Annotated in this window: 7 protein-coding genes; all 7 read right to left on the bottom strand. The window is 54.8% G+C overall.

Annotated features, from left to right (window positions below; genetic code table 11):
• Positions 1–421 precede the first annotated feature (421 nt).
• The 7 genes from V0288_RS10650 to V0288_RS10620 all read right to left on the bottom strand — a co-directional run bounded on the left by V0288_RS10650 (position 422) and on the right by V0288_RS10620 (position 12,373).
• Complete coding sequence (locus V0288_RS10650; RefSeq protein WP_332865070.1) at positions 422–1,462, bottom strand: amidohydrolase family protein; 1,041 nt, start codon at positions 1,460–1,462, stop codon at positions 422–424.
• A 180-nt stretch (positions 1,463–1,642) separates the two neighbouring features.
• Positions 1,643–2,647 (bottom strand): hypothetical protein, encoded by a 1,005-nt coding sequence (locus tag V0288_RS10645; protein ID WP_332865069.1) that lies wholly within the window; start codon positions 2,645–2,647, stop codon positions 1,643–1,645.
• 229 nt (positions 2,648–2,876) lie between these two features.
• Positions 2,877–4,112 (bottom strand): DUF445 domain-containing protein, encoded by a 1,236-nt coding sequence (locus V0288_RS10640; RefSeq protein ID WP_422661957.1) that lies wholly within the window; start codon positions 4,110–4,112, stop codon positions 2,877–2,879.
• A 19-nt stretch (positions 4,113–4,131) separates the two neighbouring features.
• Complete coding sequence (gene ubiE, locus V0288_RS10635) at positions 4,132–4,839, bottom strand: bifunctional demethylmenaquinone methyltransferase/2-methoxy-6-polyprenyl-1,4-benzoquinol methylase UbiE (protein ID WP_332865109.1); 708 nt, start codon at positions 4,837–4,839, stop codon at positions 4,132–4,134.
• A gap of 288 nt (positions 4,840–5,127) precedes the next feature.
• Positions 5,128–7,827: a CHAT domain-containing protein gene (locus V0288_RS10630; protein ID WP_332865067.1), complete on the bottom strand. Its 2,700-nt coding sequence runs from the start codon at positions 7,825–7,827 to the stop codon at positions 5,128–5,130.
• 5 nt (positions 7,828–7,832) lie between these two features.
• Entirely contained in the window at positions 7,833–10,397 is a 2,565-nt protein-coding gene (locus tag V0288_RS10625) for an S-layer family protein (RefSeq protein ID WP_332865066.1), read from the bottom strand.
• Between the two features lie 65 nt (positions 10,398–10,462).
• On the bottom strand, positions 10,463–12,373 hold the full coding sequence (locus V0288_RS10620; protein ID WP_332865065.1) for an SAM-dependent methyltransferase: 1,911 nt from the start codon (positions 12,371–12,373) through the stop codon (positions 10,463–10,465).
• Positions 12,374–12,420: the final 47 nt, after the last annotated feature.

Genomic DNA, 12,420 nt, shown 5'->3' with positions numbered 1-12,420 from the left:
ATCTCGGTCGTGAAATCTGGGGGGGTAAGCGCTACGGCTCTCGGGCAAGACAGAGAATATTTTCGATCGGTCAACTTGATAAAAATCTCGTCCTATAAAACGACATCACCCAAGACCTACTCTTCGTTTGATTTCCTCCCCTGAATGAGACTGCACGGAGTTCTAATTGGTAACTCCCATCTACTACTTTGAGGAAATAATCCGTTTTCGGTTCGGGTGATGCGTTCGATGCGCGAGACAGATAGAATGGAACCAGTTTTTTTACCTCTTACGTTACAATAGACACTGGGCTTTTTTTTCATCTGCCAGGGAAGCATTCCTGCTTCAATTTCTAATGTATCATCGATCGCTTTCCCGGAACGTTTCCTTCATCAATATTGAAAATCGATGAGTGAACGCTCGGGATTTCGTAACTATTTCGTTACTGATATAAGGGTAATTTCGGGTTCGTGACCGAGAGCAATCCCGTCAGCAAAGAAGCGGGACGTTGACCGTAAGGCCAGGCGAAAGCGTGACGGAAAGCCGCGTCCTGACAGGCTTGCAGTTGGTCGAAACCGATCACGTCCAGGGTTAATAAATTCTCGTACTCGAACGGTAAACGGACGTTATGTAACCCCGCGTTATCGGTACAGATGGCGATATCGACCCCGGCCTCGAAACAGCGATCGAACACCGTTTTCAACTGGGTTAAACTCTCTAAAGTTCCCGTTTTTAAATAGGTGGTCGGGCAAACTTCCAAACATTGTTTCCGCTCGGCCAATTCCGGCAGAAGTTCGGGATAGAGCAGGGGAATTTGAATCCCGTGACCGATTCTCTGTAAGTAGGGCAGTAATTCCGGGTAACAACCGTCGCGGGTCTCGTACAGGTGTCCGGTGGTTTTCAATCCCCGATCGAGCGCGTAGCGGTACAGCCCGATAAACTCGTCGAGTCGCGTCGCGTAGTGGGAATCCCCCCCGGCGATATCGATCGCCTGCACGTAATCCCCCATCTCTACCGCCAGATCGACGATCGCCTTATTCACCTCGTAGGGAAGCCGCGAGTGCATACAGAGGATCTGTCCGGTGACGATCGGGTATTCCGTCACCCGCGAGGCCAGTCCGACGATCTCGACGATCGATCGCATCTGTTCGATCCGTTCCGACTGGCTCAGGTGTTCGTCGGTTCGATAGTAGGGAGTGTAACGTAATTCGAGGTAAGCGAGATTCTCGAAGATATAAGCACCGCGAATTAATCGATAAATAAAGTAGGGGAGCGTTTTCGCCGTCTGAACGCTCTCCACGAGGGTATGTAGTTCTAGATACTCGTCTAAACTGGTGCGCTCGCGAGTGTAAAACTCTTCAAATTCGGCATATTCCGGGAAACGTTCCGCTAGATTTTCCTCGTGACGCTGGAAATAGCGCCAGAGAACCCTAGGCACGACCGATCCCCCCAAGTGCCGATGTAAATCCGCGTATAAAGCCACGATTCCGATGCTCCTTCAGTCTTGTAACGGACACGGCCGGTAGCGATTACCGCTGTCCTCAATCGTATCTCGAATATAACGAAATTTTAAATTTATTTGACTTTTTACCCTCTTTAGTTATTAATACCTAGTCGATCGGGACGGGGGAAAACGGGGATTCTCTCGATCCCGACCTCGATCTTAAAAACCCCTGGAATTCTCTTTTTTCTGTTGCCGACGCGTGAATAGCGCCCCCAGTCCTACCAGCGACAGGAGGGCGATCGAGGAAGCTTTTTCGGGAACTGGAAGGGGGTCGGTCGCTATTGGCGGGGATGTCCGGATTTGCGTCAGGGCTAGGGCGGTTATCGCGGAATCTCTGGTCGAACCTTTGCGGAATTGCAGTCGGATCGCTTCAAAAGTTACGGGACTTTCAAATGGAGCGGGAGCCGGCACGAACCACCGGTAAGTGTCCACCCAATCAGTATTTTTGAGGTTTAAAATTAGGGGGCTTCCGTCGAGTTTATTGGTCATCGTTTGCCAGGGACTAGCGCTATCGTTCCGATAGAACCAGTTCACTTGATAATCGGTAGAACTCACTTTCCGAAAGCCCAGGCGGAAATCCATCGCTACCCCTTCGGTGTAATTCGGAACCGTTACCTGGGTGGTATAAAGATTGTTGACCGGATCGGCATCGGGATCTAAATAGATTCGATGAAGGGTATTACCGGGGTTAGTGGGGTTTTTGGGGCGCATTTCTACCTTCAATTCGGCCTCTTCATCGAATTCGGTCTGGGTTCCCGTGCAGGGGGTAAGACTGACGATTTGAGTCCCCTGACGACAGACCGGGGGGTTATTCGCGTACTGTAATCCCACGAAATATCGATCGACTTCCTGATTGGCGGTTGTCAGGGTAGGACGGACGGGAAAAATGCCGCTCCAATAGAGAAAAACATCCCCGAGATCCAGATTAACGGGAGCGGGAAGCGGGTAGGTCGCCCTGCCGAACGCGGCACTACCTTTGATCACCCCCGTTACCGTATCGATCGAGGTTCCCGATAATGTCCAATTGTCGTTAACACTAAAATCGGTTTGATAAATCGAGGTTTCCCCGGCACTAAAGCCGAAATCGTAAGCCGATACCGGATTCACCACGAGACCGGATACCGAGAGAGCGATGCCGAGACTAATTTTTCGATGGATAAACATTTTCGATCGTTGAAAATATTCAATATACAAAAAAATACTTATTTTTAAAAGTATCGATTACCCGGTCATATTTCTGTGAAACAGACAACAGAAAAACCCGGACGCTCTCGATCGGGTACGGGTAGTCCCAAGATTGTCGAGATCGATCGTGTATCCCGACAACTTCCCTCGATCGAGCGGTAGAGTCCCCCCGAAACCCCGATCGATTCAGAGTTCCGGGGATCGATGGTTAGCGACCCTGCCAGAGTAACAGGAAAACCTGTAGAATCCCGACGAGGAAGCCGAGAATTCCGCCGAGGTTGACGATTCCCTGTAATTCCTGTTTAACGATGCCCTGGATGGCGTTTTCGAGATCCGCGGGGGAAGTGGAATTCACCCGATCGATAATTACCTGATCGATATTCAGGATCGGGATGATCTGTTCTACCAGTTTTTCGAGATCTTCCTCTAAATACCGCTCTAAAATTAACGCCAATTCCCCGCTAACCACCTCTAAAGACGCGCTCACCGCGAGCGATCCCTGCAAGCGACTGATTAATAAATTGGCGATCTGTTCCCAGTCGATCGTCTGCCCGAAATCCTGGAGAAACTGTTCGCCGCTTTCTTGAATATAATTTCGTACCGTGTCGCGGATGGTTTTGCGGAGTTGCCGGACGGTGGAAATGGGGAGATTCTGTAGGGAAAGTCGTTGTAACCAATTTTTGATCCGATTGCGTACCTCTAGGGAGAGTAATAGTTCTTTAATGCGCGTGTTGGCGACTTCTTTTTCGTCGAGGCAGAAGGTGCGTAAACGGGTGAGCGCGTTGCGTAACCCGAATAAATTGGCCACTACCCAATAGGTTCCGCTCGTTTTTTCCCGAAATCCTTCATCGATCACTTGAATATTTCGATCGGTCAGGAAATCGATGATCGCTAACCGGATCGTGTCCGGGGGGATGACAGCTTCGAGTAACCAGTCGGAGAACTGCCGCGCCTGTTGTTCGGTGAGCGCGAATTCTAACACCACCCGATCGAAAATCTGATTTAACTGCTTTTCGAGAAAGTCCTCCCGTCGCGCGAGGATCTTCAACAAACGGGGCAATGACTCCCCGAACAGATCGTGCAGGATCGAGGCCAGAATACTCGCCGTTTTCGCCTGTCGATCGCCTTTAATCTGCTTCAGGGTTAACTGCAATAACCAGAGAAGCGCGCTTTTCACCCGATCGGTCTCTAAGAGCTTTTTCGCCAGTTTTTGCAGTTCCGTCGGGGTTAACAGCGATCCCATGATCGTGTCGGAAACCCGCTTGGCCAATCGGGCCTGATTGTGCGGGATTAACCCCGGCGTGAAGGGAAGACGACGCTTTCCGATATAAATCGCTTTATAGGGGCGGAAAAGCATCTTTATGGCGATATCGTTGGTGAAATAGCCGATAATCGCCCCGGCGATCGGGGGAACCAGATAAGTCCAAAGAGTAGCGATGTCCAATGCAGTCAACCGAACGTTGTTATTTCACGAGAACCAATACTCCCATCATGCCACTCGCGATCGGGTAATGGACGGCCCGGGAAAAACCGGCACTATAGCCGAGTTTTACCTGTTCTTTTCCGGTGGGAAAGCGATCGAGACTGGGGCTGATATAGGCGTACTCGTCGGTTAATCCGTGCCGTCGCGCGGTGGGGACGACGATCGAATGTAAATACCAACGGGCGAAAAGACGGGCGATCGGTTCCTCGCTCTCGTGAAAGTCCAAAATCGCCGCCCGAGCGCCCGGTTTCAGGACGCGATGAACTTCCGCGAGACATTTCGGGATATCGACCACGTTCCGTAAACCGTACCCCATCGTGGCACAGTCGAACGTGTTATCGGCGAAGGGGAGATCTAGCGCGTTTCCCTCGATCCAGTCGAGATTCAGTTCGGGGCGATCGAGGGCGCGTTGGCGGGCGATATCGAGTAAACGGGGGGAAAAATCGAGACCGATCGTTTTTCCGGTCGCTCCGACCTGTTTGGCGAGGATAAAGGTGAGATCGCCACTACCGCAACAGAGATCGAGCGCGAGATCTCCCGGTTTCGGTTCGCACCATTTCACCGTCATCGTTTTCCAGACGTGATGGAGGCCGAAACTGAGGTCGTGATTCAATCGATCGTATACCGGCGCGATCCGATCGAATATGGCTTGAATCTCGGTCGCGGAGGGGGAGGGGCGATCGGGCATGGGAGTGGATGAGTTCGTTATTGCGAAACCTACAGATCTCATTGTAATGCGGACGCGCGATCGGGCGATCGCGGCGTGTCGCGCGTCGCGCGGGAATTGAAGAATTCCCCCGAAATTCTCGATGCGAGGCCCGGGGCGAGCGATCGAATCGGTTCGTTTCCGGGAGAATTCCTGAAATATTCGTAGACATTCCCGAAGGCTACCGGTGAGAGATCGCCCCGACTCGTACCGATCGCTTCCCGTCCGGTGTTTCCGACGATCGGGAATCGGCAAAAGTCGGGGCGGCCGCTACAACCAATTTCCCACCAGCACGAAAGCCGCCCAGTAATAGGGATGTTGGTAGCGCTTGTCTTTCAACAGTGTCAGTTGCGCCTGACGGAGAGCCGAGGCTTTGGTCGCGCCGGACTGCTTTAAAACCCGATAGAACTCGGTCATCAACTCGGCGGTCGAGCGATCCTGTACCGCCCACAGCGTCGCCATCGTGCTTTTCGCCCTCGCGCGCACCGCCATTCCCGCCAGTCCCAGCGCGGCGCGTTTATCGCCCACCGCGGTCTGACAGGCGCTTAAAATCAATAACTCGATCGGATCGGGTCTCTCTAACAGTCGATCGAGATCTTTCACGTTAATCCGCTCGTCCCAGGTCAGTAAAAAAGTATTATCGGCGCGCGAGGAGAACTGTCCGTGGGTGGCGAGGTGGACGATGGGAAAGGAACGGGACTCGATCGATCCCCGCAGGCGAGATCGGGTGAATTGCTCGTCTAATAACACCTCTGTCGGCGCGATCCCGCTGATTTCCGAAACTTCTTGCTTGACCCCCGGTAGCGCGGCAAAACCCTGACGAGATTCGGTGATCCCCCCGGCCAGAATATCGCGGCGCCCGAGAACCGACGATCCGGGACTTAATAGCTGTAAACTCGGCGTTAGGGCGAGATCGTACTGTTCGACGAGGTACTGTTGACCGTCGTGGAGGGCGGCCACGGGAAGGTTCCGGAGTATCCCGTCGGAAACGAAAACTAGGGTGGTAATCCCCCCCTCTTTCAGTCGCTCTCTCGCGGGACGGATCATCCAATCGTAAAACTTCTGTCGGGGTTTCAGGGGATCTTCACTCGATACATACAGGCCGAGATCGGCGAAGAGATCCTCGAAAGTCCCCTCGACGCTCGACGACGCGACGGGAGTGGCGTAGTATTGTAGGGGCTGTCCGGGCAGGGAGAGGATCACCGCCAGACGATCGGGGAGAACGATCGAGTAGAAAACCGCCGCCCGCGGGTCGATCGCGTCGATCGGGCCCGATTGGGTTTCTAGACAGGCTTCCTGAAAAAAGTTATTTAATTCGGCGAGTTGGAGCGATTCGATGACGTTTCTCGCGCTCTTCAGGTTTTCCTGCGAGGGCGTTTCCCCTTGGAGGAGTAAATCGGCGAATTCTCGATAGACCGGTTCGACGCTATCGCGAAAGGAAAATTGCCGCTCCCGACTCGTGCCGGCCAGATCTTGCCGTAGGGCTTGCAGGTTATCGAAAGCGAGGTTGTAAACGGCGATCGCCTCCGGTATCCGTCCCTGTTGTCGGTACAGTTGTCCCATCTGCCACTGCCAGAGATAACTCGTCTCCGGGGAGTTGAGGGGGGCGAGAATCTGTAAGGCCCGCTCGGTTAACTGTCGGGCGCGGGGGAGATCTCCCGTCTGTTGGGAAATACCGGCCAGATAACCGAGGGCGTTAGCCAGCGCTCGCTCGTTTCCCAGGGTTTCCGCCCGATCGTAAGCGATTCGGGCGATCCCTTCGATTTCCCCCCACGAGGGAACCCGTAGAGACGCGGGCGCGGTTTCCAGCCCACTATCCCGCCGACACTGGCGCGCGACGGTCGCTACGGGCCCGCCGGGGGTCGGGTCGATTTCTGTCCGGAGACAGATGAGACTTTGAACGTAGTTCAATCGCTCGTTAATCGCGGGGACATCGGGGGGAACCCGCGGGAGTTCGGTGTCGATCGCCGGGATTAACCGCTCGATCTCCGACCATTTCCCTTTTTGAACGCTTAAACTCAGTTGGTTGAGCAGGGAACGGACTCTCGTGGCGCGCCGGGGCGTGGATTCGGCCTGTCGGTAACAGGCGGCGGCCCGGGCGTGAAAATCGGTCTTCCGATCGACGCTCGCGAGGCAGTCCGTTTCGATCCCGCTTCGGGAGGGCTGACTATCCCCGACAACGCGGGCGGTATTTCCCAAACTTAGATAGATATCGCCGCTTTCCTCCTCGTTGCCGCTCTCTCGGGATAATTGCAAGGCTCGCTCTAAAACGAGTCGGGAGCGATCGTTCTCCCCGATCGCTCGAAAAACGCCGCCCAGTTCCCGGAGGGCGAGAATCTGTACGGGAATCGAGAGTCGCGTCCTACCCTCCGGTAGCCCCGTCGCGACCGGGGTTGCCGGGGAGCGATCGATCCCCAGTACGTCCAGGAGGGTATCGCGGGCGCGGGGATAGAGTCCTAACGCCTGTAGGGCCCGGGACTCGTCGATCCGGGCGCGGGCGGCCCCGTCGCGATCGTCGAGTTTCTGATAGAGGAGCGCCGCTTTCTGCCAGTTTTCTAGGGCGGCGGTCGGTCGGCCGATCGCCAGTTGTCCCCGCGCCTGAATATCGAGGGTTCCGGCGAGAACGCGGTCTCTATCGGGGGTTTCGGGGAAATTTTGCAGGAGATCGAGACTTTCGGCGCTCGATCGGGCGGCTTTCTCCCATTCTCCTAGGGCTTGGTAGGTCAGGGCGAGGTTACTCAGGGCCATCGCTTGATTGAGGGTATCCCCCCGACCGGCGAAGGCTTCCGCCGCGGTCCGCCAATCCCGAGCGGCCTCGGCGAACCGTCCGTTTTGATAGCCGGTTTTGGCCTGTTGCACGAGCGCGGGGGGATTCGGAGAGGCCGGGGCGATTCGGGCCGCGCCGAGCGATAGGACGAGGGAAAGAACGAAGAGCGCGATAACGCGCGGGAGCGATCGTTGACGTTTCATCGGCATTAGGGGGTAGGGCAGGAAACGGGAGAGACGGAGGGAGAGCGAGATTCGGTGACGAGGGGATTGGAGGCGGTCAATACCACCTCTCCCCGATCGTTGTACGCCCAGCCGCGGGCCGGGATGACGGGGTTGCCGGGTTTCGCCCCCCGATCGCCGCGGTCGGTCGCGGGGGTTTCCGGTGCGGCCGCCGGGGGAACCGGTTCGATGAGATTTCCCCCGATCTCGGGAGAGTCAAGGTCATCCGCCGGGGAGGTGGGAACCCCCCCGCGACCGGTCAGGGTTAATTCGCTTCGGGTTCCTTTTCTACAATAGTTCCGATCGATGAGCGTGTCGGGATCGACCACGGTGATGGGGAACTCGATCGTTCCCCGGCTCGGGTCGAGTTCCGGGATATCGAGGGTAATAATACCGTTCAGGGTCGGTTGCAGTAACGAGAAGGCGGTGATGTCGTTATCGGGGGTCAACCGTTCGCGAACTTCCGTGCCGAAAATGCCGGACGCGGAGATATCGATCGCCCCTCCGCGTCCCCCGAACGCGTTGGCGGTAATATCGCTGTTCCCGTTCGGGAAAGCCACGAGAAAACCGGCATTGATGGTGATATTGCCACCGTTACCCGTACTGTCCGCGGTCGCGGTGATCGCGCTGTTATTTTCGAGACGTATTAGATCCGGGACGTTGAGGAGGATGTTTCCCCCCTGGCCGGACGAGGTGGAGGCGGTTAGTCCGGCTCCGTTTTCCAGGAGAATAGAACCGGCGTTCACCCGCAGATTTCCCGCGCTCCCCGTACCGTCATTACGAACCGTAACTTGGGCCCCGTCGGCGACGATCAACCGGGGAGTGGTAATCGTCACGCTTCCGGAGTTTCCGGTCGGGATCGCCGGGAGTCCGCCGGTCGCCGCCAAGATCGGATCGAGCTTATTCGCGGACGAGATGATCAGACTGGGATTGAGCGAATTCGGGACCGTACCGCGAACTTCCACGAATTCGGACGCGGTAACGCTCACGTTCCCGGCATCGCCGCTGGCAAAAGTAGACGCGTCCACGCGGCCACCGTCGCGCAAGATCAATCCTCGCGTGTGCAGGGTTAAATTTCCACTACCACCACCGAGGAGGGTGGAAACACCGATACCGCTGGAAAATAAACTGATCGGGTTAACCCCGATTAACTCGATGAGATCGGTAACTCGAAGATCGATATCCCCTCCCCTGCCCGTTCCCAGATCGCCGGAGGTGAAAATATTCGCCCCGTCTAACAGGGTTAATCGATCGCTCGATAGGAAGATATTACCCGATCGACCCGCTCCCAGCGTCCGGGTACCCACTTGACTGGTGTAGGAGGGATAAGCGGTAGCGGAGGGCGCGTTACCGGATAGCCGAACTTCATCGGGCGCGTTGATGATAATATCGCCACTTTTCGCCGAACCCAATACGGTGACGGTTTCCAATTTCGCCCCCTCTTCCAGGAACACTCGCGGGGCGGAAATAAGAATGTTCCCGCCAGTCCCCTCGCCGAACGTTTGCGTGTTAAGCTGGCTCCGAATCCTTCGATCGGGGGCGGTTCCATTGACTAATAAAGAATCGGTCGCCTCGATCGACAGATTTCCCCCCGCGCTCGGGCCGAAATTCTGGCCGAGTAAAACCGAACCCTCGGCGATCGTGATCCACGAGCCTTTTACCCGAATGGAACCACTCGGGACACCACCAAAAACGGGAGGGAGACCACTAACATCTACCAAGGATTGCCGCGTGAATCGAACGTTGTTAAAACTATCGATCGAGCGATAGTCGAACGTGAAATTCCGATCGCCCGATCGAAAATTTACCCGTCCCGAACCGACGCTCCCGAGTTCGATATTCCCCCCCGAAGCGGTTAAGGTGGCTCCTTCTATCAGAAGCTCTCCCCCGATTAAAGCGAGGGTATTTCCCGGCTTGACCTGTAAGCCCGTCGAATATGAACTCGGATCTCGCGTGGGGAAAGAGAAAACGGAATCTCCGATCGTTAAACCGTGTCCCGTTCCCAGAACTTGAATCGATCGCGCGTCCTGACCGTATCGGAAACCGTTCGGGAGATTAATCGTCAACAGGGGAGAGGCGGCAGGATTCGTCGCGCTAAATTCACTACCGTCCTCGAAGAAAATACTACTAGCGGTACCGGCGATAAAAGACCCCCCTAGATCGAGAGCGGCATTCGCGCCGAAAAGGATTCCGTTCGGATTGATAAAAAATAAATTGGCATTTCCATTCGCTCGAATTAACCCGTTAATTTCCGACGCGTTTTTCCCCGTCACTCGAACGAGAATGTTTTGAATCGCCCCGCCGTTGTTGAAAAAAGCTTCCCAATTATTGGGTAAAGAAAAATCGGTGAAACTATGAAATAAATTACTACCCGTTGTCGTGCCACCGTCAATTTTAAATCGGTTATTTTCAGGAGTAACGATCGTGTTTCTAGGTAGCGTATTGTCGGGAGTGATCTGGGCTGAAATCGAGGCGGGAAATCCAACAATTACAGAAATTAGGAATCCCCTAAAAATAAAAGGAAGAGTGTTAGTACCATATTTTTGATTCATGAAACAAGAGGAGATAGTAAATGGTTAGGGAATCATCGGCAAGTTCGATCGCTCTCGTGGCCGGTTCAAGTCACCGAACTATCTCGAAAGGGTTTGCGCGCGGTAATCTCTCCGAAAACGATCGGTAAACATCTGGCGTTACGGTAGTGATATTGTCCGAACTCGGTCAGAACTCGCTTTCCCTCTCGCTCCTCGAACATGGCGGACCGCGCTGTAACCGCGCCGATAACATCACTCGAATTATAACTGCTAATCTCTTCAAATCCCGCGGCGGCGATCGCTATAACTGCCTCGCTCGCTCGGACAGCCCGGCAGACGTAAACCCGATTGAATTCCGCGAGTTCCTTTTGTTCTAGCGTTGATAGGGTGGCCTCTTTAATAAAGGGTTCCTTGAGATACAGCCACCCTCCGGGACGCAATACCCGATAGACCTCGCGATAAAGACGGTCGGGGGCGTAGGAATATCCGGCCGCTTCTAGAAAGATAACCCGATCGAAGGTTTCCCCCTCGAAAGGAAGCTCGTGAAAATCACCGACATGAACCCGTATCCGATCGCTCAGTCCGGATTCCTCGATGAATTGCCGGGCCGAGCGCGCCTGTAAGGGGGATAGGGTGATCGCGTCGATCGTCACTCCTTCTATAGACCGGGCGATATCGATACTCGGCCCGCAGACACCGCACCCGGCATCGAGGACGCGATCCCCCGGTCGAATTCCCGCGCGGGAGGCGCAATATACGTTCGTGCGCTCGAAGAGACGCTGATCCGCTTCGTCTATCAGTAAACCGGCCTGATAGGTTCGTCCGATATTTTTCAAAATAATCGGGGTAAACCGCTCGTAATATTGAAGAACTTGCTGACGGTAGGAAGCGGGATCGATCGCCGTCCCCTCTTCCGGGGAAGAATTGGCGATCGCGGTCGCTCGCTCCAACCATCGCCGATCGAGCCAGCGATGACCGAATTCTAAATAAGCTTTCGCGGTTAAAGGTCGGGCCGGCTGATAGGTGATTTTAAGATGATAGATATTCCGGTAAAAAAAGCTCAAGGCGTTCGGCCCCGCGAATAAGTCTCCTAGCCTCAAACTCTCGGGCCATAAATCCGGGCGATCGGTTTTGCGCGTGATGCCGGGCCAGGCTAGAAGCGCTTTCTGTTTTGCCGGGGTACAGATTCCTCTAACGACTAGATAATCGAGAAATTCCGACCAGCGCGAATCTTGAGATGGGGGGGTCTCGATACGGCACTCCAGACCGATCGCCGGAGCGATCGTCTCTCCCACGTCGAGAGCGAGGGTAACGCGGTCGAGCCACCGCGATAGAGCGCTAACTAACTCGCCGGTCCCTCGCTCCCGATCGCTCCAACCGATTCGGACTAGATAATCGGGTACGTCATCCGGGGGAATATCTTTGATCACGATCCGGAGCGAGCGCGCCGGACGCGAGAGCAGTGTGCCGAGATGGGCGATCCAAGCTGTTCGCGGTAACTCCCGGATACAGCGCTGGAGATTGGATTCTAGTAAGGAGGGATCGATAGCGGGGAAAAGGGAATCGAACGGCCAGCGATCGAGTAGTTTTGTCCACCCATCGTCCGCGAAAAAAGATTCTCGATCTAACGCGAGAAAAATACCGGGAATCAGGATTCGGGAAGGTTCTCGATCGAGATCGAATTCTAGGCTAAGGTTCCCCACTTTTTTAGACAAAAGGGAGTCCGGATCGCTCCACTCCCGTCCGAATTCTTCTAGCGATTTCCATACGGGATGTTCCCGCGCGTTCGCCGGAATCTCGATCGGGCCGCGGGGGACATACGCTAAAAGATCTACCCGGTCATCCTCACCGCTTAAACGACATTCCAAACCACCGATCGGGTAACACGGTAAATTCCGCGCGATCGTTCGCAGGTAGGCTCGCGCTCGCGGGGAAATCAACTCATCCGCGAGGTATGGGGCGACAACGTTTAGATAGTCGAGCGTAGAACCGTTCATTTTTTACATTCAATTCAAATGTAAAGTCCTATAAATATCCGCGATCC

Origin of the sequence: Pannus brasiliensis CCIBt3594 (genome assembly GCF_036688125.1) — a bacterium.
In the GTDB taxonomy this organism is placed as follows: Bacteria; Cyanobacteriota; Cyanobacteriia; order Cyanobacteriales; family Microcystaceae; genus Pannus; species Pannus brasiliensis.
The sequence above is the reverse complement of the archived record's forward strand: the minus strand, read 5'-3'. Positions and strand labels throughout refer to the sequence as shown.

Excerpts from the sequence above, each read along its gene's own strand:
- V0288_RS10620 (WP_332865065.1), bottom strand. The coding sequence starts at position 12,373 with ATGAACGGTTCTACGCTCGACTATCTAAACGTTGTCGCCCCATACCTC.
- V0288_RS10645 (WP_332865069.1), bottom strand. The coding sequence starts at position 2,647 with ATGTTTATCCATCGAAAAATTAGTCTCGGCATCGCTCTCTCGGTATCC.
- V0288_RS10630 (WP_332865067.1), bottom strand. The coding sequence starts at position 7,827 with ATGAAACGTCAACGATCGCTCCCGCGCGTTATCGCGCTCTTCGTTCTT.
- V0288_RS10625 (WP_332865066.1), bottom strand. The coding sequence starts at position 10,397 with ATGAATCAAAAATATGGTACTAACACTCTTCCTTTTATTTTTAGGGGA.
- ubiE (WP_332865109.1), bottom strand. The coding sequence starts at position 4,839 with ATGCCCGATCGCCCCTCCCCCTCCGCGACCGAGATTCAAGCCATATTC.